General features: G+C 42.3%; 23 protein-coding genes, 1 tRNA gene and 1 pseudogene. 18 read left to right on the forward strand and 7 right to left on the reverse strand.

What is annotated here, in order from left to right; translation table 11 throughout:
- The first annotated feature begins 340 nt into the window (after window positions 1-340).
- From glnD to F608_RS0109210, 6 genes are all read left to right on the forward strand, one after another.
- Window positions 341-2,974, forward strand: coding sequence for a [protein-PII] uridylyltransferase (gene glnD / locus F608_RS0109175; RefSeq protein WP_027362611.1), 2,634 nt, complete (start codon window positions 341-343; stop codon window positions 2,972-2,974).
- Window positions 2,961-3,299, forward strand: coding sequence for a P-II family nitrogen regulator (locus tag F608_RS0109180; RefSeq protein ID WP_022665335.1), 339 nt, complete (start codon window positions 2,961-2,963; stop codon window positions 3,297-3,299). Before glnD ends, F608_RS0109180 begins: the two co-directional genes overlap by 14 nt.
- Before the next feature lie 36 nt (window positions 3,300-3,335).
- Entirely contained in the window at window positions 3,336-4,748 is a 1,413-nt protein-coding gene (gene glnA, locus F608_RS0109185) for a type I glutamate--ammonia ligase (protein WP_022665336.1), read from the forward strand.
- 249 nt (window positions 4,749-4,997) lie between these two features.
- Window positions 4,998-5,891: a lytic murein transglycosylase gene (locus F608_RS0109195; RefSeq protein ID WP_022665338.1), complete on the forward strand. Its 894-nt coding sequence runs from the start codon at window positions 4,998-5,000 to the stop codon at window positions 5,889-5,891.
- 4 nt (window positions 5,892-5,895) lie between these two features.
- Window positions 5,896-6,102: a PLDc N-terminal domain-containing protein gene (locus F608_RS0109200; RefSeq protein WP_022665339.1), complete on the forward strand. Its 207-nt coding sequence runs from the start codon at window positions 5,896-5,898 to the stop codon at window positions 6,100-6,102.
- A 212-nt stretch (window positions 6,103-6,314) separates the two neighbouring features.
- Window positions 6,315-6,389, forward strand: a tRNA-Glu gene (locus F608_RS0109210).
- 207 nt (window positions 6,390-6,596) lie between these two features.
- Here the strand turns inward: F608_RS0109210 and F608_RS31285 are convergent.
- A pseudogene (locus F608_RS31285) lies at window positions 6,597-6,999 on the reverse strand (IS1380 family transposase); the annotation flags it as partial.
- 209 nt (window positions 7,000-7,208) lie between these two features.
- On the opposite strand from F608_RS31285, the gene F608_RS0109220 reads away from it, so the two are divergent.
- From F608_RS0109220 to F608_RS0109245, 6 genes are all read left to right on the forward strand, one after another.
- Window positions 7,209-7,457 (forward strand): type II toxin-antitoxin system ParD family antitoxin, encoded by a 249-nt coding sequence (locus F608_RS0109220; protein WP_022665342.1) that lies wholly within the window; start codon window positions 7,209-7,211, stop codon window positions 7,455-7,457.
- Window positions 7,450-7,743 carry a type II toxin-antitoxin system RelE/ParE family toxin gene (locus tag F608_RS0109225; protein ID WP_022665343.1) on the forward strand — a complete coding sequence of 98 codons (294 nt, stop codon included), beginning with the start codon at window positions 7,450-7,452 and terminating at the stop codon, window positions 7,741-7,743. The genes F608_RS0109220 and F608_RS0109225 overlap by 8 nt, the downstream gene beginning before the upstream one ends.
- Window positions 7,744-7,778: 35 nt before the next feature.
- A complete protein-coding gene (locus F608_RS0109230) occupies window positions 7,779-8,303 on the forward strand; it encodes an ATPase (RefSeq protein WP_022665344.1) in 525 nt (174 codons plus the stop codon).
- Window positions 8,296-8,463 (forward strand): hypothetical protein, encoded by a 168-nt coding sequence (locus tag F608_RS36145; protein WP_022665345.1) that lies wholly within the window; start codon window positions 8,296-8,298, stop codon window positions 8,461-8,463. Before F608_RS0109230 ends, F608_RS36145 begins: the two co-directional genes overlap by 8 nt.
- A gap of 402 nt (window positions 8,464-8,865) precedes the next feature.
- Window positions 8,866-9,366 carry a hypothetical protein gene (locus F608_RS0109240; protein WP_022665346.1) on the forward strand — a complete coding sequence of 167 codons (501 nt, stop codon included), beginning with the start codon at window positions 8,866-8,868 and terminating at the stop codon, window positions 9,364-9,366.
- Window positions 9,367-9,512: 146 nt separating this feature from the next.
- Window positions 9,513-9,671 carry a hypothetical protein gene (locus F608_RS0109245; RefSeq protein ID WP_153307473.1) on the forward strand — a complete coding sequence of 53 codons (159 nt, stop codon included), beginning with the start codon at window positions 9,513-9,515 and terminating at the stop codon, window positions 9,669-9,671.
- 586 nt (window positions 9,672-10,257) lie between these two features.
- On the opposite strand, the gene F608_RS0109260 is transcribed toward F608_RS0109245, so the two are convergent.
- Both F608_RS0109260 and F608_RS0109265 read right to left on the reverse strand, forming a co-directional pair.
- Window positions 10,258-10,548, reverse strand: a complete 291-nt coding sequence (locus F608_RS0109260; protein ID WP_022665350.1) for a hypothetical protein — start codon at window positions 10,546-10,548, stop codon at window positions 10,258-10,260.
- On the reverse strand, window positions 10,545-10,763 hold the full coding sequence (locus F608_RS0109265; RefSeq protein ID WP_022665351.1) for an addiction module protein: 219 nt from the start codon (window positions 10,761-10,763) through the stop codon (window positions 10,545-10,547). Before F608_RS0109265 ends, F608_RS0109260 begins: the two co-directional genes overlap by 4 nt.
- A gap of 629 nt (window positions 10,764-11,392) precedes the next feature.
- Between F608_RS0109265 and F608_RS0109275 the strand changes: the two genes are divergently transcribed.
- From F608_RS0109275 to F608_RS0109295, 4 genes are all read left to right on the forward strand, one after another.
- Window positions 11,393-12,193 carry a restriction endonuclease gene (locus F608_RS0109275; RefSeq protein ID WP_022665353.1) on the forward strand — a complete coding sequence of 267 codons (801 nt, stop codon included), beginning with the start codon at window positions 11,393-11,395 and terminating at the stop codon, window positions 12,191-12,193.
- A 106-nt stretch (window positions 12,194-12,299) separates the two neighbouring features.
- Window positions 12,300-13,424, forward strand: coding sequence for a hypothetical protein (locus F608_RS0109280; protein ID WP_022665354.1), 1,125 nt, complete (start codon window positions 12,300-12,302; stop codon window positions 13,422-13,424).
- Between the two features lies 1 nt (window position 13,425).
- The gene (locus F608_RS0109285; RefSeq protein WP_022665355.1) at window positions 13,426-14,211 is read left to right on the forward strand and encodes a hypothetical protein; all 786 of its coding nucleotides are present in this window, start codon (window positions 13,426-13,428) and stop codon (window positions 14,209-14,211) included.
- Window positions 14,212-14,236: 25 nt separating this feature from the next.
- Window positions 14,237-15,372 (forward strand): IS3 family transposase gene (locus tag F608_RS0109295; protein ID WP_208599521.1). Its coding sequence is split into 2 segments (ribosomal slippage): window positions 14,237-14,516 and window positions 14,516-15,372, totalling 1,137 coding nucleotides; the frame shifts between segments, so codons are not numbered across the junction.
- Window positions 15,373-15,741: 369 nt separating this feature from the next.
- On the opposite strand, the gene dndE is transcribed toward F608_RS0109295, so the two are convergent.
- Genes dndE through dndB form a run of 4 tightly spaced genes read right to left on the reverse strand, consistent with a single transcriptional unit; the run spans window position 15,742 to window position 20,750 of the window.
- The gene (gene dndE, locus F608_RS0109300) at window positions 15,742-16,122 is read right to left on the reverse strand and encodes a DNA sulfur modification protein DndE (protein WP_022665358.1); all 381 of its coding nucleotides are present in this window, start codon (window positions 16,120-16,122) and stop codon (window positions 15,742-15,744) included.
- Window positions 16,122-18,107, reverse strand: a complete 1,986-nt coding sequence (gene dndD, locus F608_RS0109305) for a DNA sulfur modification protein DndD (RefSeq protein WP_022665359.1) — start codon at window positions 18,105-18,107, stop codon at window positions 16,122-16,124. The genes dndE and dndD overlap by 1 nt, the downstream gene beginning before the upstream one ends.
- 14 nt (window positions 18,108-18,121) lie before the next feature.
- Window positions 18,122-19,660, reverse strand: a complete 1,539-nt coding sequence (gene dndC / locus F608_RS0109310; protein ID WP_022665360.1) for a DNA phosphorothioation system sulfurtransferase DndC — start codon at window positions 19,658-19,660, stop codon at window positions 18,122-18,124.
- Window positions 19,647-20,750 carry a DNA sulfur modification protein DndB gene (dndB, locus tag F608_RS0109315; RefSeq protein ID WP_022665361.1) on the reverse strand — a complete coding sequence of 368 codons (1,104 nt, stop codon included), beginning with the start codon at window positions 20,748-20,750 and terminating at the stop codon, window positions 19,647-19,649. Before dndB ends, dndC begins: the two co-directional genes overlap by 14 nt.
- 342 nt (window positions 20,751-21,092) lie before the next feature.
- On the opposite strand from dndB, the gene F608_RS0109320 reads away from it, so the two are divergent.
- Entirely contained in the window at window positions 21,093-21,665 is a 573-nt protein-coding gene (locus F608_RS0109320) for a hypothetical protein (protein WP_022665362.1), read from the forward strand.
- A gap of 8 nt (window positions 21,666-21,673) precedes the next feature.
- Complete coding sequence (locus tag F608_RS0109325) at window positions 21,674-22,954, forward strand: DNA sulfur modification protein DndB (protein ID WP_022665363.1); 1,281 nt, start codon at window positions 21,674-21,676, stop codon at window positions 22,952-22,954.
- Window positions 22,955-22,964 lie beyond the last annotated feature (10 nt).

The raw sequence follows: 22,964 nt of genomic DNA on the forward strand, positions 1-22,964 counted from the left end.
CTGCACCCATACTATTAACGGCCAGGCCCCTGCTTGCCTGGCTGTTCTGTTTAGGCGGATTTTCCCTGGCCCCCTCACCATATTCCTTTGTCTTTAAAAAACCAACACGATTTTAATTAATTGCATTTTTGAAACTATTGTTGCCATAATATAGACATTTTTGTTACTTATTTTCCGCTTTTTCCCATTCGGCAGACCGAATTTTTATGAAGCGCGCTCAAACCCTTGTCCCCCAAAGGCTGGCACACCCATTGCTTATCCATTGCCCGGAGAAAGCAATTTTAATCAACCTGCCGGAACAGATTCCGGCTCAAATACGGAAGAGATCATTTTAGCAGAAATGGAAAACACCCAGGCCGACAGACTCATTCAGAAAAAAGAAGATCTGATCCAGGATTTTCTCAAGGGAGAACAGATCAATCTCCTGGAGACCCTGACCTCTTTTCTGGACGAGTACTTTTACTCCCTGTTTGAGAAAAGCATCGCAGCCAGAAAGATGGTGGTCTCGGGCAATCCCTTTGCCATCATTGCCCTGGGCGGATACGGCCGCCAGGAGCAGTGCATCCATTCCGACATTGACCTGCTCATCCTGTTTGAGAAAAAGATTCCTCCCGAGGTGGAAGCCTTTGTCCAGGAACTGCTCTACCCCCTGTGGGACGCCCGGTTTGAAGTGGGATACGCGGTCCGGTCCATTGACGAATGTATTGATATGTCCTTTGAACGGTTCGACATCCTGACGACGGTCCTGGATGCCCGGTTTCTCTGCGGGGCCTCCCTGATCTACTTTGATTTCCTGGAAAAATTCAGGGCCCAGCTGACCTCAAAGCACATGAAAAAAACCATGACCTATCTCATGGACCAGGGGCGGAAACGGCTTGAGGATTTCGGGGACTCCACCTACCTGGTGGCCCCGGACCTGAAATCCGGATTCGGGGGCCTGAGGGATTACCACACCCTGCTCTGGTATGCCAAGATCAAGTCCAATATCAAGACCCGGCGGGACCTGGAGTACTACGGGTTCTTATCCAATTTTGAATATGCGGCCCTGGAACAGTCCCTGGGCTATCTCTGGGATATCCGGAACCGGCTCCACTATATCACCAACCGGAAATGCGACACCCTCCACTTTGAGTACCAGCAAGAGGTGGCCGGTCTTCTGCCCCGGAAAAACCGCACCGGCCACTCGGACGTGGAGGTCTTTCTGGGCGAACTCCATGCCAGGATGGAGTTCATCAAGCAGATGAACCAGATCACGGTGGAGGACATCATGTCCTCGGCCCGGCCCCAGAAAGAGGCCGAGGCCTCCCGTCCGGCCAGAACCGAGGGACTGATCATCCGCAAGCGCAGGCTCTACTTTGCCAATACCGTGGTCATCCTCCAGAAACCGGAACTTCTGCTCAAGATCTTTCTTGAGTCCGGCCAGACCCGGGTCCCCCTCTCCATTGAAGCCCGCCGGGTGGTGTCGGAATTCCTCCATCTGGTGGACGATGAGATCCGGTCTGATCCGGCCTGTGTCAAGATCTTCAAACGGATCCTGGCCCTCTCCTTCTGGGAGTTCAACGTCCTTAACGTCATGCTTTCCACGGGCATCCTGGAGCATTTCATCCCCGAGTTTTCCGCGGTCAAGGACAAGATCCAGTACAACCATTACCACCTCTTTCCCGTGGACAAGCACTCCATCCGCTGCGTTCAGGTGGTCAACTCATTCAAGGAACCCGGCACCTCCATGATCCACAACCTCTACTCCGGGGTGTTCCGGGAGGTCAGAAACAAGAATGTGCTCCTGGTGGCGGCCCTGCTCCACGATATCGGGAAGTCAGACCCGGCCAAGGAGCATTCAAAAAGAGGGGCAAAGATTGCCGCTCCCATCCTGGACCGGCTGGGATTCAATGAATCGGAAAAAAACGACGTACTCTTCCTCATTGAGCACCACCTGCTCATGGCCAAGATCGCCACCCGCCGGGATATCTCCGACGAGGAAACCGCGATTTTCCTGGCCAATCAGGTGGGGAAGATCCGGCTGCTGCGCATGCTCTTCCTTCTCACGGTGGCCGATTCCAAGGCCACGGGCCCCAAGGCCTGGAACGACTGGACCGAAAACCTGCTCAAGGATCTTTTCCTGAAAACCATGGGCATCATCAAGACCGGGGAGCTGGCCTCCAAAAAGACCCAGCGGATCATTGACCGGAAAAAACGGGATGTCTTAAGCCTTCTCCGGGAAAGCTGGCGGGAGGATGAGGTCAAACAGCTTCTGGACGCCATGTCCAGAAGGTATCTGCTCTACGTGGAGCCCCGGAATATCGTGGACCACGTCAACCTGCACCGGAACCTGGGGGACAGAAATTTTTCCTGGCAGATCTCATCGGAAGACAACTCGGACATCCGGACGGTCTCCATCTGCGGCAGGGACAAGCCCGGATTCTACTCCAAGATCGCCGGGGTGTTTTTCCGGAACCACATCGATATCATCGCCTCCCAGGCCTACTCCCTGGGGGACAGCCATATTCTGGACGTCTTCAAGGTCAAACCGCCCAAGGACAGAATATTTGAACGGGAAAAATGGGAAAAAACCGAAAAAGATCTGATCCGGGCCCTGGAAGACGACCACTACCTGGACAGGGTGCTCGGCAAACTGCCCGAATCCATCACCGTTGCCGCCGGCATTGCCCCGAAACCCAACCTGGTCCGGATCGACAATGAAACCTCCAGTTTTTTTACCATCGTGGAGGTGCTGACCTATGACTTTCCCGGCCTGCTCTTCTCCGTGACCAATGCCCTCTACCGCAGCGGCGCCAATGTCAACGTGGCCATGGTGGCCACCAAGGTGGATCAGGTCATTGATATCTTTTATGTGAGGAACCTGGGCGGGGACCAGAAAATAGAAGACCGGGAAGAACTGGAAAAGATTAAGACGGCCATCATGAACAGCCTACCAGATATACATGCAAAGGAGGTAAAAAATGAAAAAAATTGAAGCCATTATCAAGCCCTTTAAGCTGGATGATGTCAAGGAGGCCCTGAGCGAGATCGGCATCTACGGCATGACCGTTACCGAAGTCAACGGATACGGCCGGCAAAAGGGACACAAAGAGATCTACCGGGGTGCGGAATACGTGGTTGATTTTGTACCCAAGATCAAACTGGAGATCGTTGTCAGCGACGAACGGGCCGATGAGACCATTGAAACGGTCAGAAATGCGGCCAACAGCGGCAAGATCGGAGACGGTAAAATATTTATTGTTCCTGTTGAGCAGGTCGTCCGGGTCAGAACCGGTGAAACAGGAACCGAAGCACTTTAAAACAAAACCCAATTACTATTTAAGAAAGGAATGACAATGACACCTGCAGACGTAATTGCAATGGCAAAGGAAAACAACGTAAAAGTTGTGGATATCCGCTACATGGACTTCATCGGAACCTGGCAGCACTTCTCCGTACCCGTGGGCGAACTGACCGAATCTATCTTCGAAGACGGCTTAGGCTTTGACGGATCTTCCATGAGGGCATGGCAGAACATCGACAACTCCGACATGATCGTTGTCCCGGAAGCCGGCACCGCCAAGATCGATCCCTTTTTCAAGGTTCCCACCCTGGCCGTCATCGGCAACATCCACGATCCCATTACCCAGGAAGCCTACACCAGGGATCCCCGGGGCATTGCCAAGAAGGTGGAAGCCTATCTCAAGAGCACAGGCCTTGGTGACACCATCTATGTCGGACCCGAGCCCGAGTTTTTCATCTTCTCCAATATCCGGTATTCTTCCGAAGCCCATGCCTCCTTCTTCGAGATTGACTCCCCCGAAGGCCACTGGAACAGCGGAGACGGTGAAATGCCCAACCTGGGTTACAAGATCCGCCCCAAACACGGATACTTTCCCCTGCCTCCGTCCGATCAGTACCAGGACATGAGAACCGAGATGATGCTGACCCTGGAAGACTTAGGCATTGCCATGGAGTGCCAGCACCACGAAGTCGCCTCTGCCGGCCAGTCTGAAATCGACCTTCGGTTTGATTCCCTGCTCAACATGGGAGACAATCTGGCCTGGTTTAAATATGCCCTGAAAAACGTGGCGGCAAAATATGACCACACCGTGACCTTCATGCCCAAGCCCCTTTACGGAGACAACGGGACCGGCATGCACACCCATTTGAGTTTCTGGAAAGACGGGAATCCCCTGTTCGCCGGCAGCAAATACGCCGGCATGTCCCAGGACGCCCTCTACGCCATCGGCGGTATCATGAAGCATTGCAAGGCCCTGTGCGCCATCACCAACCCCACCACCAACTCTTACAAGAGACTGGTCCCGGGTTTTGAGGCCCCCATCAAGCTGGCTTACTCCAGCCGGAACAGGTCTGCCGCCATCCGCCTGCCCATGTACTCGGGATCTCCCAAGGCCAAACGGATCGAGTTCAGAACCCCGGATCCCTCTGCCAACGGCTACATGGCCTTCTCCGCCATGACCATGGCCATGATCGACGGCATCCAGAACAAGATTGATCCCGGCGATCCCATGGACAAAAACATCTATGATCTGCCCCCGGAAGAACTGGCTGAAATCCCGTCCGCTCCGGGTTCCCTTGAAGAAGCACTGGAAGCGCTCAAAGATGACCACGAGTTCCTGCTCAAAGGGGATGTATTCACCAAGGATGTTGTTGACTACTGGATTGACTATAAGATGGAAAATGAAGTCAAACCGGTTATCAGCCGTCCCCATCCCCATGAATTCTACCTGTACTACGACATCTAGGACCTGCTGAAAAGCGTCTAGTGCCTCCATAGCCGGGCCCGGGGTTCTCTCTCCCCCGGGCCCGGCTTTTTTTCGTATAAAAGGAACAATTCTTTTTCCCCTGCCGGAAAATCATGTTGTTCTTTGTTCTTCTTTTCCATTGGAAAAATTTGGCAAAAAATTTAATGCAATCAAAAAAAAAATAGGCTATAAGGAGTCTGTTGGAAAAAACAGTTGAGTGAAACCGCAACAGGAGCGCATAACATATTCATGGGATTTTCATTCCTAAAACCTCTGTTACATCCCCTTGTCATTCTTGCTTTTTTATGGTTCGTTCTCCCGGCCGGCGCTGCAGATCCGGATCCCTCAAAAACTCCCGGAGGAAACGAACTCAATGCCCTGGCCAACCGCCTGGTCAAGGATGGATTTGATCCGGAAAAGATCAAGGCCCTTTTCAGCAGCGAATCGGTTTTTTTCAACCCTTCCGGGGTTTCCCTCTTCTTTATCCACACCGAATCCAGCCTGGACTATGACCAGTTCCTGTCCAAAAAATCGATCGCCCGGGCCGAAGAGTACATGAAAACCCATAAACAGGCCCTGGACCTGGCCGAAAAAGAATTCGGCGTGGACAAAACCGCCATCACGGCCATCCTCCTGGTGGAGACAAGGCTGGGCTCCTACCTGGGCAAGCGCACCGTGCTCAACACCCTGGCCACCATGGCCTCCCTCACCGACGATACCCTGCGGGAAAAAATCTGGAATTCCATCCCGGACAATAAAAAACCCAAACGGGAAGTTTTTTTAAAAAAGGTGGAGAAACGCTCCCAATGGGGATATGAAGAACTCAAAGCCCTGATCCGGTACACGGACCGGGAAGCCCTGCCCCCGGAGGAGATCAAGGGCTCCTATGCCGGAGCCATGGGCATCCCCCAGTTCATGCCCTCCAATGCCCTGAGCCTGGCCCGGGACGGCAATGCCGACGGGAAAATAGATCTCTTTGACCACAACGACGCCATCTTTTCCGTGGCCAACTACCTCAAGCACCACGGCTGGAAACCGGGCATCCCCCGCCAGCGCCAGCATGAGGTCCTGTTCCGGTACAACCACTCCAACTACTACGTGGACACCCTGCTCAAGATCTCGGACAGACTCAAGGAAGGATAGCCCCATGGACAAACTCCTTTTGTACATCCTGCTGGCCGTGGGCCTCTCCCTCGTGCTGACCATGCTGGCCCTCATCGACATCATCAAAAAAGACTTCGGCTCCACCCGGGCCAAGGTGGCCTGGCACTTCGTGGTCCTGGTCCCCTTGATCGGCTGGCTGATTTATCTTGTCTTCGGCTTCCGCAAAGGAACCAGGAAGACCTTTTCCTGATTTTCCACCGGTTTATAACGGCTCTCAAAAGTTGGGGTAAAGTGGGAGCAAGCCCTGCCAGGAAAGCTGATTTTTTTGACTTTCACCTGCAATACGCAGCAGGGAGGAGCGAACAAAGTCAACCCGGCAGATGGTTCTTTGATGACGGACCGGACAGCTTTTTCATTGACTTTTCCAAAGAGATGCTGTAAATATTGCGTTTGTTTACATGTGGTCCCATCGTCTAGCGGTCAGGACGCTGGCCTCTCACGCCGGAAACCCGGGTTCGATTCCCGGTGGGATCACCACCCAACGATAGAGGATTTCAGTTATTGGCTGAAATCCTTTTGTCTTTTCCGGTCCCCGGATAAAAGTGTGAATAAACCGTCTGAACTCCATACGCCCAATCCTATTTCCCAATACCCGATATGGACCCAGCAGCCCATATCCCGCTTTGAGATCCCAAGCCAGAGATGCAATGGCCATGTAAGCCCAATTGGATATCAGCGAATGGGGCGGATGGTATTTTTAACCTCCATAAAGTCGATGACATCTTGTTCACAGAAACGTCGAAGAACGTCACCGGCGGTTTATTGTCTGGGCTCCTAAAGCAGTAAGCCAGGCATTGCCGTTTCTCTGCAAATCGATATCCTGCAAACAGGTCCCGCCGGCAAGTATGTTGTATGCCACGTTGGCGATATGATCGGACTCGTGATAAGGCAGATGAGGTTTGAGAAGTTCAATGTGTTCGTCAATTTCTTTGAGCAGACCGGTCTTTCGTGCAAGGAGATGAATCAAACCAATACCTCCATGGGAAATGCCTTGATGGCGGCCGTCAAATTCATAATGAATGCTGGATGCTTTGCGCATTGGTTGAAGCTGTTGGGTCCGGTTTCTCTTTTTAAACTTTTTGCTGATTTTTTTACTTGAATCCCGCTTTTTCTGGGTTTAGCTCAGTTCGAAGCTGTTGGTTGTGCCTTCACATTTTTTCGCTCCTTGTAAGCATCTCGTCAACTTATAAATGAAAGTGAACCAGTCGGTCTCCAAGATCGACGTATTTTCAAAGATTGACAATGTTTGTATTTTTGTTATTCTACTTTCGTATTCAAATATGTAAGGAGGTTCGTATGCATGTTTCACTAACACCTGAGCTTGAAACCAGGATTAAGCAAAAAGTAGCATCCGGCTATTACAACAATGCCAGTGAAGTAATTCGGGATGCTTTGCGGTTCTGGGAAAAAAATGAAGAACTGGTACAGCTCATGAAACTTGAAATGTTAAAAGAACGCCTATTGCCGGGTGCCGAACAGGCGAAACAGGGAAAATTTGTTGCTCAAACCGTGAGCGAAGTTATGACTGAGCTCAGGAATGCATAAATACCGTCTCACTCCTTCAGCAAAATCGGATTTAACAGATATCTGGAATTATACTGTTGAAACATGGGGTGAAGTGCGAGCTGAAAAATATCTTCAGGATATTGGGGACAAGCTTAATCAACTTGCAGCCAATCCGGGACTTGGAAAACAACGGCCTGAAATTGCAACTGGATATTATTCCTTTCCTGTGCGGAAACACATCATTTTTTATCTCATCTCAGACAGCTATATTGATATCATTGGTATTTTGCATGGGAAAATGGATATAGACAAAAATTTAATGTGATTTATGCCTGAAACTGCTGGGCACTGGTGGGATGAATGTCGAAGAATAAATTGAAATGCTACATTATTGCAGGCCCAAATGGTGCAGGGAAAACAACTTTTGCTGAAAATTTTCTGCCGGAAGAAGCCGAGTGCTTGAATTTTCTGAATGCAGATTTAATCGCCAGGGGAATTGCGCCCTTTAACCCTGAAAGTGTTGCAATAGAAGCCGGAAAGCTTTTTTTAAAACGGATGGATGCTATTGTTTCCAATAAAGAATCTTTTGCGTTCGAAACAACGCTGAGCGGATTAAACTATATCGATCGCATTAAAAGCTGGAAAAAAATCGGTTATGAAACAATTCTGTATTTTCTCAAACTTCAGAACGAGGAGATGGCCATTCAGCGTGTCCAGCTTAGAGTTGCTGAAGGTGGACATAATGTTCCGGAAGATGTTATTATACGAAGGTATCATCGGGGATGGGAGAATTTCCAAAAATATTACAAGCATCTGGTTGACGCTTGGGTTGTTTTTGACAATTCCAAAGAAGTTCCCGAAGTTTTGGAGGAAAAGAATGGATAAAAAATCATACTCAGCATTGGCATTGGATGCAATGCACCGTGCATCAAAGAAAGCAGCAGAAAAAGCAGCTGCCTTGGATCTATCGATTCCAGTATGGAAAGATGGTAAAATCATTTTATTAAAAGCCAAAGATAAACTTCAAAAATTGCGCACAGCATGACCGACAGTTGAAGTTATCAGGGCAGATATCAGCATTGGAGCCTGAAAACTTCCGGTCCCCCTCCGGTCCTTTGAAACGTCTGGAATAGTCTCCTAAAAAGCTGTATTGAATAAAAATAGCTGGCCTTTTGCCTACCCCCAGAATCGCCATCGAAAAACTTCTATTCCAACTACCCTTTCTGAATTTTAAAAATTTTTATTGCTTTCCCTTGTTGTATTTCGGCTTAAATGAGTGGTAATTGTATTTAGATCTCTATCCTAAATCTTTCTTCTTGTTGAAACTATCTTTGTTACTCAAATATCACTAGAGTCTTTTCCTTAAATTCAGAGCTTGTTTTAAAAAATGTTGGAAACCGTTCGTGGGGGGAAAAATATTATATGGAAATTAATTGAAAGGGGGAAAATGGTTGACACTAACAAAATACAACTGCTTATTAATTGCTTAGGTGATGGAGATACTCTCCTTGATAGGATTGATCCATACGGACAATATAAAGCGAAAATAATATTGCATCAACGCAGAGCGAACGCTAAAACAGACCAGACAATCGGTCTCCATTACTCTGGTGCTCATTGGTATGCCAGAATGCCTAATGGTGATCTAAAAGATTCTTACACTGAAAAATATCAAATTGATGGCACCGCACATTTTTGCCAATCCTTTGCTGCTATGATTTTTTTAAAAGATGATAGGCTAAAACCAAACGAATATGCCGACAACATTAAAAAAGCTGTTGAATTCTGGATTGAATACATAGATGGGGTGATTAAGCAAGGCAGTGCCATGAAAAATTGGTTATTAAGAAGACTTCAAGTGTCAGATAAAGACCTAACTCTTGATAAATTCAGAGAGTTGTTGGATTATGCAAGTGACAATGCAGATAGTATTAAAAGCTGGCATTGATTCGATTGTAACTTAGAGGATACTCTCAAAAAAGGTCCCCTCCCTGGATGTTGATGCCTTAGTCGAGGACAAAGTTATTCAAACCGACTTCCGAGATATAAGCGCCAGCAGAATCTATATCAATGTTTCCGGAGATTTCAAATCTGATGAAGGGGGTAAGGATTGTCTTTTCGATTCCCGGTCAAAAAATGCCGTTCAAATTGGCCGGGAAAATCGTTCGGATGGATCCAACAGGTATGACCATTCGCTCTGAAGATTTAAGCCCCGACTTGAAAGAAATACTGGATGATATGATCTGGAAATAAAAAAGCAGGACCATTTCTGACCCTGCTTCTTTCTTCTATTCCGAGAGTTCTGAGTGATCCAGTTGAATCAGCTCTTTGCTATTCTTTCGGACTTGATCCAGGTGCCCACCTGATCGCGCCCTTTTGTGTTGTTGGTTATGCCCTCGCCGTCCCCCTGGCCCTTTATCCTCGGCACTCCACCAGGATTTGAGTTTTTCCAGCCTATTTGCCATGCTCACATCCAGCTTCTGTCTTTCTGCACCCTGAAAGATAAATTCGTGTATAATAAAATTGAATTTTAAATTACACGGAATTTATCCCATGTATATCAAAAGACACCTTGAAAAGGTTGTCAAGAAAATGAGCCTGGCATTTCCGGTCATTCTGGTCACCGGGCCAAGGCAGGGCGGATTTCCCAGGGAGACCAAGGGTTCCTGTTCTTCTTCGAAAATCATTTTTGCTTCAGTTTAAAATAAATCATAGTTTGTATTATATGGATTTGCTTTAGGCAATTGGGATTCCGGCAAAATTTTTAGTTTCATCATAGGAAGTCTTTAGCTTCAATTAAGTATCTTATCCCAGAATTGCAGAATTCGTGTCATAAATTTTATAGAGCTTCCCTGATTCTTTTGGGATCGTGTCTTAAATCGAGCACCCGCCATACTATGGCGACGGATTTTTCCCTTAGTTTGTAGTATACGGCGTATGGAAATCTTTTTGAAAGCATCCGGTGATAACCATAGAATATTGGATGAATACCAGCGTAGAGAGTCAGAGAATCGATATCTGAGAACAAAGAATCAAAAAAGTATTCTCCCAGCCCTTCGCTTTGTTCCTCGTAGAACTGTCGGCCCTCTGCCAAGTCTGACATGGCTGAAGAGAGAATCTCAATTTTCATTCAAAGTGTTTCCGTAGCTCTTTTTTGGCAGTATGCCAATCCACAATTCTCTCTTTACCTTCTGCAAAGCGTTTTTCTGTTTCCTGAAGGGCCTTTTTATGCCAGGTCGGTGATTCGAGCAGTTCTTCCTCTGATAATAAATCCGCCCACAAGGCATCCACCATTCTGAGTTTCTCTTCTCTGCTAAGGTGTTTTATTTCTATTGCATTTTGCATAATTCAATCCTTCTATATTTAAGGAAAAATTAACACTAATGGCTTTTATTGTCAATTTCATCAAATAGTTTTGCCAGAGAAATGACCAGCCACAACACCGACATTAGAACAAAATTCTTCCGGTCCCCCTCCGGTACTTTGAAACGTCTGGAATAGTCTCCTAAAAAGCTGTATTGACTTGAAACTGCTGGTCTTTTGACGGATCTCGAAATCGTTATTGGAAAACTGTTATTTCAATAGCCCATTCTGAATTATTAAAATTTTCACGACTGTTTATTGATTTGATTTTCGTGGGAAATATGGTGAATCGTCCGGGGCTTTCCGATTTCATACTATCGCCTGAAAACCGCATTCCCAGGGTCTCTCACGCCGGAAACCCGGGTTCGATTCCCGGTGGGATCACCATTTAAACGATAAAGGATTTCAATTGTTGGCTGAAATCCTTTTTTGTTTCTCCGGTCCGGCTTTGGTCCTCTGAAATTTTTTGCTTTGCGTAATTTAGTTTTAACATGTTTCAAAAATCTTTCTTGAAATTGAATGGTCGATTGTATATGCCTTATTAAAAAGACAATTCACATCTTTTTTCAATCGGAATTTCATCTAATTTTTGCTTTTGAAAAGGAATATTAATGACTATCAAAGAAGCAATCCGAAAAGTAATGAAATTAAAAGGCTCCCCAATGACAGCTCAAGAAGCTTATGAAGCGATTATATCAAACAACCTTTATAATTTTAAAGCGGCGGTACCTTCCGGCATAGTAAGGGGTGAAATTAGACGTCATTGCATAGGTGTGGATTTCCCGTCTGCTTCAAAGACAAAATACTTTGAATTAATAGGAGATAATACTTATTTCTATTTGGACTCACCTCAAAAGATATCATCAAGATCAAAAAAAGCCATTAAACAAACACCAAAAATCAACACGGGTATTAATGAAATAAAAAAAGCTCAAAAAAGACACTTTTCTACTTTTAGACAAAAAATATTAAAAGAAATCAAGAAGATAACCCCTGAAAACTTTGAAAACTTCACAAAAAACCTATTGGAGGCATATGGTTTTATTGATGTGGAAGTTACACGCAAAACAAAAGACGGAGGGATTGATGGTTTCGGTCAGTTAAAAATAGGGCTTGGATTAATTACAGTTGCATTTCAATGTAAACGTTACACTTCCAAATCGGTTAACACAAAAGAAATCCAAGCTTTCAGAGGAGCAATTCAAGGAAAATGTGAGCAAGGACTTTTCTTTACGACATCGACCTATACAAAAGATTGCACAAAGCTTATGTTCCAGCCTGGTGCTGTTCCAATTATTATGATCAATGGTGATGGAATCGTAGAGATCATGATTGAAAAAGAATTCGGCGTCCAAACAGAGTATATTCCCATTTTTATTAATGCTCTTGATTTGGCATTAATTGAGAAATAAATAAATTTTCATCTATAACTTATGTTATTTGCATTTTTCCTGAATTTTGATATCGTTTTAGGCTTAAATTTTAGCTTTAATTTTCATATTAACTGGAGGCAGCACTATGGCTGTCAGTGAAAAACTCGAATATTTTAGAATAGATGATCTTTTTCTCGACCCTTTGAACCCAAGGTTGGGAAGGCACAGACGAAGCGATGACACGCCCGTTGAAAAACTTCTTGAATATATGTCTGAACAAGTTCTTGATGAACTTGCCCTGTCCTATATCGAGAGTGGGGGGTTCTGGTCTCAAGAACCACTTTTGGCTGTTCATGAGCCGCTTTATGGAGAGATGCGTATAGTTGTTGTTGAGGGGAATAGACGTTTAGCAACTCTGAAGACTCTCCAAGCTGCAGTCGAAGGGAAACCATTTAGCGGAAAATGGAAAAAAATATCTGAATCGGCTCAAGAGAAGGGAACCGCTTTTTTAAGTAAACTGTTCTCTACTGTGCCTGTACTGATAGTTGAATCCCGTAGTGATATAGACGAATTTTTGGGATTTAGGCATGTAACTGGCATAAAGCAATGGGCTCCTGCCGAAAAAGCACAATTCATAGACATGTTGCTTACCGAAAGAAAGTATTCTTACATTGAAGTAATGAAAAAAATTGGGAGCAAAACACCAACTGTTAGGCAATATTTTATTGCCTATAGATTACTTTTACAAATAGAGGATTCTCTTGCTGAGGAAGAATTGCCCAAAGAGCAACTCGAGTACAGGTTTAGTTTGCTTTATTCTTCTTTGAGCAACCCTTCGGTACAAAACTATCTTGGTATTGATTTAAATCTAACTATCGATGAAGCTAAGGTACCTGTAAAAAAAGAGCACCTTGACAATTTGAAATTTATAGTTCGTTGCTTTTATGGAGATGGCAAAGAGAAAAAACCATTAGTTACAGATACTCGACAGCTACCCGAATTTGGCGAAATTTTAGACAGTGAAGATGCTATAGATTACATTAATACCGATAAAAAACCTGATTTTACTACTGCCTATGAATTTGCCGGTGGAGCAGAAAAGGAAATTGAACGGTCTCTCCATCAAGCATCCGTTGCAATACGGTCTGTTTTAAATAGAATTCATTATTATAAGAAATCCCCCTTAATAAGGCAGACTATAAAAAAACTCAAATTAGATTCAGAAGCTCTATTAATCAACTTTTCAGACATCGACACAGAGGAAGATTGAGATGCTTGATAAACCGAGTAAAGGTTTCTCTCCATCTGTAACAAAACACAACTCAGATGATGACATCGTTTGTGATTGGATAGAAGCGTCCATTCTTTTTGATGATATACGTTTGTCAAAAGCAGAAATAGTTGATGCCTTGATAGATTTGCAAATCTATATTGATTCTGACTTTGCATTTACCTATGTAGACACTCTCTATAATAAATTAGATAAAAGAGCATCCTGTATGGGGTCGTCTTACCCTTTTAATAGACGGGAACATATAATAGAAACAAAGGGGAGCTGGTCTGATTTTGTAGATTATACCTTTTGTTTACTTGCTAGTGTTTTACCGCACTATAAAAATTGGAGAGAAGAATTTGGGCTTGATTATGGCAAACAAGGGGATTTATTTGAGGCCATAACAGCTCTTCATTTAGAACTTATACTACCTGAGTGGGATGTGATGAAATGTGGGTGGTCTAGAGATCATTCTACACCTCTTAACGAATTGCTCCCGGATATATCTCGACATTTATGTGAAAGGGTCGGAGATTTCGACTATTGGGCTGGCAAACGAGCAAATGACGCAGGGTTAGATGTTTTGTGTGTCCGAAAGTTTCCTGATCAACGCCCAGGTTTCTTTTCTTTGCTGGTTCAGTGTGCTAGTGGTGCTGATTGGGTCCATAAACTCCGAGACCCTAATCTAAGTAGATGGAAAAAATATATTGATTTCGCTTGTACACCCTCTAAAGCGGTCTCTATGCGGTGGTCCCCAGAATCCGAACAATGTGCTAAGCTCTGATTCACTAACATGAAAGGAGTTGGCAATGACCACCAGGAAACGGAAACAGTATTCACCTGAGTTCAAAGCGAAGGTTGCGTTGGCTGCCCTGAAAAATGGGCAAACAGTAGCCGAGTTGGCAGCGCGGTATGAAATCCACCCGACAATGATCAACACCTGGAAACGGAATCTGCTTAACGGCGCCGCAGATGTGTTCGATAAAAATCGGAATCAAAAAAAACATATGGATACCAAAGTAGATGAGCTTTACCGCCAAATTGGCAAATTAAAGGTGGAAAACGATTTTTTGTCGAAAAAGCTCAACTTTTAAGTCGAACAGAACGTAAAAAAATGGTCGATTTCAATAATCCTCGGATCAGCATTGTTCAACAATGTAAGTTGCTTAAGGTAAGCCGAACCTCGGTATATTACCGCCCCAAAAAAGTTCGTCGTCTGGATCTTGAGCAGATGAGACTGATTGATGAGCAATATTTAAAAACCCCGAATTATGGAAGCCGATCAATGCGTACTTTTCTGCAAAGGTTGGGCTATAAAATAAGTCGTAAGCGTGTCCGGAGACTGATGAGCATAATGGGATTACGGGCCATATATCCAAAGCCGAAAACAAGTAAGAAGCACCCGAGGCACAAGGTCTATCCCTATTTGCTTCGTAAACTGACAATAAACCGTCCCAATCAGGTTTGGTGTGCGGATATCACATACATTCCTCTTGCCAAAGGTTTTATGTATCTTGTGGCAATTATGGACTGGTATAGTCGGAAAGTATTATCCTGGCGGCTTTCCAATACCCTTGAAACGGCATTCTGTATTGACACTCTTGAAGATGCGATACATCAATATGGTTGTCCCGAAATATTCAATTCAGACCAGGGGAGCCAGTTCACCAGTGAGGCCTTCACTGGAGTCTTGAAGGAGAACGCCATCCGTATCAGCATGGATGGCCGTGGCCGTTTTCGTGATAATATTTTCATTGAACGGCTATGGTGGACTCTGAAGTATCACTATTTGTATTTAAGGGCGTTTGAAGGAGGTTTGAAGCTCCGCCAAGGACTGACACAATGGTTCCTGTACTACAACGGGGAACGCTTTCATCAGTCACTGGACAACTGGACACCAGATGAAATTTACTATAAAAACCAAGAACGAAAGGCGGTCGCATAGGGTTACTGCTGCCTGTTTTTTACACGCCCTCCGGGCGCATAAAAACCAGTCACCCGTGCGATGTTTTTCTATTTTTTAATTTTTTTAAAAAACAGATTCAGAGCTTATCTCAGGCCCCAGGCTGTTCATTCATTAGGGTCCAGCGCACTATTCCATATGCAATTGAGAGCGAAAAGTATAGACTTAAAGTTAATGAGTCAGAAGGCTTACTTTTTGATCGCTTGAGGTTATTCTCACATGGGAATATCAATATCTCACCTGAACTTAACGAAGATCTAAGGGCTTGGATTCAACCCGCACTCGACTGCTGCCCAATTATGTAGGATTCAATGAACTTCATTTTCTTCTTTTTTGTTGTACATAACGTGGTCAATTTATTGCAACGAAATTCAAGAATGTAACAAGATTTGAAATATCCTTTGAATTATCAAGATATGTAATTCCCCTATGCAAATGCAGTCTAAAATACTTGGCCAAATTATCTTTTGTTAGCTCAATTCCATCACCATGGCAGCGTTCCTTCATCAAGGCTTCAAACAAGTCACTATATTCCCCCCCAAATACTTTCCAAGTCATTTCAACGGCGCTGTTAGACTGGAAAGCAGTATCACTTGGAATCTTTGGATCTGATAAAGATAGACATAGAGCCCAACGACACAGGACATTCCAATTCTCAATTTTAGTTTTTCTTTTTAGCTTTATAAGTTGGCCTTTAGCCTGATCAGATAATCGAACCGTTTCAATAAACATTATGAAACCTTTTTAAAATATCCAGATTCAAGAGTAGTTGATTCATTTTCATCATTGTATTTTAATATATAAGAATGACTAATTTTGGATTTCAACTGATTCAAGTATTTATCAGAAATTTCTTCGTCTGTAGAAAGAAGGATCACCTGATGACTTGCCTGTGGGAAATATCCCTTAATTATTTTCTGTCGATGTTTACTGTCTAACCTTCCCAGTGGTGTATCAATGATAGACGGAAGTGGAAAATTAGATGATTTAGCCAACCCCCATAATATAGAAGTTACGACAAGTTGTTTTTCACCCGCAGAAAGTTGCTGCAATTGGATAATTTCATCTTTTTTGTCATAAAGGGTGAAACTGAAGTCTTCAGGATTGATAACAAAATTTTTAATAAAATTTCTTTTGCGAAACAATTCACTGATACTTTCCATAATTTGATTCTGGATTCGATCGACATGACATCGAACCATCGCCTTTTTATATTTTAGGATAGTATCTTGAACTTTTGATGAATACTGAACGATCCTTCTATTAGATTCATTTTTAAATTTTTCCTCAATAGCTTTGCTTATGGCTCGTTCTAATTGATTTAGTTCAGATTCATGATTGTTAACAGCCATTTTGTATCGTTCTTCAGCAATTCGGTACTCGTTTCGTTTTTTTTCTAAATCAGCTCGTGTCCTTTCTATATCCAGAATGAATTTGACTATACTTTCCTGTTCAGGAACCATTTGAAGTTGCCTATCAACATCAGACAATCTTGTCTGTAAATCATCATGTTCCTGGGCCAGTCGTTGCCTTCTATCAGTTAAATCAGGAAGAATGTAATCAAGCAACTGATTAAGATTAATACGGGCTGTTTCTGACATATTGAGATAACTCTCTGCTTCCGAATCTTTTTGAATCTCATTTCTTTCTTGCTGTAAAAAATCATTTACAGCGGATACAGTCATATCAGATGAATCTTGTTCCTTTAGGTACTTAATGAGTTTTGAATTCTGTTTTTCTAAAATATCCAATACCAGTTTGTTTCTGTGACTTTCAAACTCTTTATCCCCTTGTTTTTGAACTTGTTTCAGTAAAGGGCTTACCAAGGATAGTGGGAGAGCAGTAGCTGCAAGCTCTCTTAATCTAAGACCATTTTCTTCAAGTTTGCTTAGTATGAAAGCTTTTTCCTTTTCAAGCTCACTTCTCTCAGTGTAGAAATTCCCCCCAGCTTTCTTAAATTGGCGCTCTTGTTTCTGGAGACTTTTTTCCAAATCCTTAAGCTCGTTTCCAACAACTGTCATAATTGTTTTTGTTTTGCTTCTTTGGCCTTCATATTTATTAACTGCCTCCTGAATTTCATTTATTTTACTTTTTTCTATATTTGCCTTCATCGGAATTGATTTTCTTTTTTTCAGCACCCCAAGATCCGTATGAAGTTTATCAATTAGGTTAAGCCCTAAAAGAGAATATATTCCTGTTGAAATAATTTGAGCGGTTTTTTGCTTTTCAGCTAGCTCTTTTATTTTTTCTCCATCGAAAAAAAATAACTTCGAAATTTCGATGGGAATAAAATCCTCTACAATTTCACCCCAAGTTTCTGAAAGGACCTTATCCAACTCACCATTAAGACGAACTTCAACCTTCTCCCGAACGCCTTTCCCGTTAGAATTCCAAAATCGACTAACCTTATATTTATTCTCAGAACCGTTTGAACTATGCCTAAATATCAATGATATTCTAGCACCTTCACGGTGAGGTGTTTGCTTATTGATAGATTGTTTCAGGTAGGTGTCATATGGCAAGTTTTCCCTTGATGAACCATTGGCTTGTTTCCCAAAAAGAACAAGTTGAAAGGCATCAAATAAAGTTGTTTTTCCAGCGCCATTATACCCACCAATTAAAACGATAGGTTTTTTAGAAGATTGAGGGGTCAACTTGATTGCGTGTTCCCCTCGGTAAGCACGAAAATTATGTAAGACAATTTCATCAAATATCATCTATGAACCTTTAATCACTCTACAAAATCAGCGTTGACAGTTCCAGTATCCGTAGATTCATCCAGTGTTTCAATGAAACTAAAACTTTCAAAAGCCCCTTTTTTTGCATTTGCCTTCGCCTCTTGAAGCTTAATTGCTAATTTTTCAGCATCAATTTCATTTTCATAGAAGCTTTTCTTCACCGCTTTTTCTAAATCCTCATACAATCCAGCTCTTTTGACTTTAAAACTGAACTTCTTTTCAATGCTTAACAGATCTCTTATCATTTCAAATTGTAACCTGTCGTCCCCACAAATTTCACTTAGGATTTCCATTTCTTCTTTGCCGAAGAACCAGTACGTGTTCGACTCTTGAGGATATGCTCTACCAAATACAGACTTATAAATTCTTGGTAAATTATCCTCAATCTCGTTTTTCTCTGTAACCCAAATACGTTGGATTTCCTGTAGTTCATCCATGGAAATCAACTCGAAATTAGGTATATTTAAAGATTTTTTGGACTGGATTGTCTTCTGAATTTTAAGCAACTTCTTCAGTAATTCTTCCCTGTAATACTGCATATAAGGGCCATGAACTAACCTATCATTATGAACTAGAAGGTTACCATCCATTCGCCTAAAGTCTCTATGTTCACGATCATTTTTTACATCTAATTGATCTCTAAACGATAACATCTCAGACATCCATTGCTTTTCATCATCGTTTTGGATCATAGCCTGCATTGAACTGTCTTTGCTGACAAGTGTACACACCCAACACCCAAACCGACTATTTCCACAACTTTGTGTTCCGGTATCTACCACCAATGGGCACTCATTATCTGGAGATGCTCCTTTGTACATGTCGAGGATTTCATTGTTGTTAAAATCCCATGGAGTCTTGTCATGATTAAGCAAGTAGGCCCATACATCATCATTAGTCCAATTTTCAATTGGAGTGAAAACATAGCTGTTTGGTAATTGCATGTTTGGAGATAGCAGTTCTCTGATGCGTTTGTTCTCAATCCGCTTCATAACCCCTGCTCTGGCAGAACTTTCTGCTTTTCTCATTCCTAAGGCCAGAATGGCCTCACCATTTTCGTTAACAATTTCCGATATAAATTTGTTTGAGGGATTGATCTTTAACCTTGATGTACACCATCTGAACATAGGACGAGGCGCTGGGTAACCTTTCCCAATTAAGTTAACCCAAAAGCTATCTTTTAAAGTAGGGGTTAGCCTATGCGGCGTTATGGGAAGACCTGATTTTTCGGCCGCTTTCCTCATTTTTTCAAGGTTCACAGCTACCCAGGCGGCAACTACAGGGTTCTCAACTAAAGTATCCGTACTGATAATATGGACGGGATTGATTCGTTCCTTTTCGTCAAGACGGGATAAAGCAGTCCAAATTAGTTGTGTTACGGTTGATGAATCCTTACCACCGCTGTAACCAATAATCCAAGGAGCTTTAACTGATGTATATAAATCCTGTATGGTTTTGATAAGCGTTTCAACAGTCTCTGTAAATCCAAACTCATCAAAAGCTGATGAAATAGTGGGTTTATTTTTTACCATTATCTCCCCTTAAAAAAGCATCCTCCACCCGTTGTTCTTCGGGACCCAACTCTATCTTTAAATGATTCTTAATCGCATTCGTAGTCAGAATAACATTGTTATGAGACTTAGTAACTCTTCCACCAGACATTGCTCTACCCTCCCATAACGCTGAGTTAGTACGAGACCAGTCTATCGTCTTCAAACCTTTAAGGCATTTTTTCCAGCTTCTAACCTTTCCAAGAAAAAGTGTATTGCCGATATTTCCAACCGACTGGAGAACGACGGAGTGAGAATGTATAAAATCTCTTCTAATATCTCCCGCAGTTATTTTTTGTTCTCTAACCAAATCCCATTCTGGTATCAGCTTTGCTACTTCATCCCAAAACGAAAGAGCGAGTTTTTGGTTACCTTCTAAATCTTCTTCATCTCGGCAACCTTTAATAAGTGCCACTGTAGCAGAATAAATGGAACTTAAGGTAAACAGTCGTCTTGACCTTGGTGAAAGGGTGGTTTTTTCCATTTCTACCAATCCAACAAATGCCTTAGATTGAAATGCAACACTGCGGGCTATCTCGGCGTTAATATCCCGATGGTCATATAAAACCCCTATAGATTTGGACGGTCTAATCGCATATCGATTCAGATCTGCGAACATCTGTTGACATCGTTTCAGCCCCTTATCCATAAAAAAAACGACAGATATTGTTTCATCTGCAATATCAGAATTTTCTCTTAAAGCCATTTCAATCGCTGCTCGTCGATGCTGGCCATCATTTATGATAAACTGTGCAGACATAGGAATATGAAGTAATCCCATTCTCTGGCTCTCTTTATCCGATTCAATAGGCTCAAATTTCACATCCGCATCAATTGACGCTGTGATAGCTGAAAAGACATAATTATCTCTGTTAGTTACAATATACCGAGACATTTCTGGCAACCTTGCCTTATTCAAGGTTCTTTGAGCTCTTAATTCTGGAACGAGCTCCTCTTCATTGAACAAAAAAATCTTAGGTATAAGCCGCATTGGGCACATTGTAATATAATACTCTCTATTTGCCTGTACCCCGCGTATTGCGGGAAACACGTATTCAAAAGGGTCACCCATAAAACCGCCATATAGTTTGTCTATTTATATACAAACGTTTGTATATCATGCCGCATATGGTTGTCAATAGACGCAAACGCAAGTATCTACACAACCTAAACGATTATGTTAATTCTGACACACGTTATAATAGAAGAAGTAACAAAGCTCAGATAGGTCGTTTCAAAATTTTACTAAAAATTATTCTTTTATAAAAGAATGCCTTTCTTAATTGTAATTTAACGCTTGTCGTTATATGAATTCTAAATAATTAATTTTATATAATGATTGATTTCATTTGATAAAATTTAACAAAAAACGTATTGCTGGGCATTGATCGAAAATTGTTTTTTAGGAGAATTAATGCTTGAAAGAACAATAAAAAGCTATAAATATGAGAGATCTACCCCCATTCGCTTTAAAATCCCTCCCCAAGGTCTATTAGATAAAAAATTTTGTGAAAGAATTAATGAAGAAATACTTGAATATAGCACTGGCGGATGGGAAAAAAAGAAAGCTACTGAATCCTTAGGATCGTCACTACCAGAAACAAGCGGCATATATATTTTCACCTGGGCTCCATATTTCCAATTATCAATGGATGAGGGAGAAAAAATTGAATCAATTCGGATGGTATTATATATCGGGAAAGCTGGAGGAGACAATAATAGTAATCTTAGCAAAAGATATAACTCAGAATATTCAAAAATTGTACAAAAATATCCTGATTTTCATTGGTCAAATAGCGAATTAAAAACAAGAGAAGAAAAAATTCAGCAAGTTTTGAACCTGTGGGATCTAGAATATTGGTTTGCTGTTTTTAAAAATGACAAGCATATCCTAAGAATAGAAAAAGCTCTTATTAAATTATATAATCCACCTGCAAATAAAATATATACTACTTATAAAGTTGGAAAACCTACTAACGCATTTTAGGAGGATAAATGGCAAATAAAACATTAATACCTGCACTTAAGGCTAAAGTTGGGACTTGGGATTATTATGTTTGTATGATGAAATATGCTGCCGTATCACGAGAAATTAATTTCGCTCATGAGCTTGGTGGGAATACAGATCTTAGCACTCTAATACAACGAGGAATCACAAGCAGAACAAGAGATATTGTTGAATATTTGACGGCCTCCAAGCACCGTTTTTTAGGTGCACTCATAGTTGCGGCTTGGGGTGGAAATCCGATCTATTCTCCTGTTCAAATGGAAGAAAATGAAGAATTATTGAACGGATTAGATAATCAATTTGGTGTGTTAACTTTTGATGGAACTCAACAATACTTTGCATTAGACGGTCAACATAGACTTCGGGCCATTAAAGATGCCATAAAAATCAATCCAGAATTAGGATCAGAAGAAATTGCAGTAATCTTGGTTAGCCATTATGAAACCGAAGAGGGTAGAACCAAAACTAGACGATTGTTCTCAAACATCAACAAAAATGCTAAATCAACCACAAAAGCAGAAAATATCGCTTTAGATGAAGATGATGGTTTTGCAATAATAGCAAGAAGAATAATAACAGAGCATCCATTTTTAAAAGAGAATGGCAGAGTTGTCGTTTTCAGTAAACAAGGCGACGAAGGTGATATAAAGTTAGCTGGGGAAGCAATTAGTAAAACACATAAAAAAGCCCTAACAACGCTATCATGCTTGTATAATACAATTAAGGAATTAGGATTTGATTTGGATAGCACTATGACCAATCCAAACAAAAGGCCAACAGCGAAAGTCGTTGATGATAGCTATGATATTCTAATAGATCGTCTTAATGATTTATATAAAAATTGTGGCAATATCCAAGAAGAGATGGAGAAAATAGGTAATGCAAGAGAGCTTCGGGCTCCAAAAGATAATGAAATAATGGGCCATGCCTATATGAGACCTGTTATTCAAAGGAGCATTGCAAGAGTTCTTAAAGAAGTGGTTACTCAAGGACAGCTAACCTGGGATGAGGCAATAGCAAAGTTACAAACTCTTGATTGGAAAATCTCTTCTCCACCTTGGTGTTCAATTGTTAGGGTAGACGGCAGCAAGGTCAAAATGACCGGACAAAGAGATTTTGTTAAATTATTAGATAGTACATTGCATATTCATCTCGCACCGCCATCAAAACAAGCAATAAAAAGGGCTATCCAAGAATATAAAAATTTAAAAGCTGAAAAATATCCTGTTCTTGTGGAAGAATTGGAGAAAAATATCAAAGCAAATTGATCGTCAGCCC

It is taken from the genome of Desulfospira joergensenii DSM 10085, assembly GCF_000420085.1.
In the GTDB taxonomy this organism is placed as follows: domain Bacteria; phylum Desulfobacterota; class Desulfobacteria; order Desulfobacterales; family Desulfobacteraceae; genus Desulfospira; species Desulfospira joergensenii.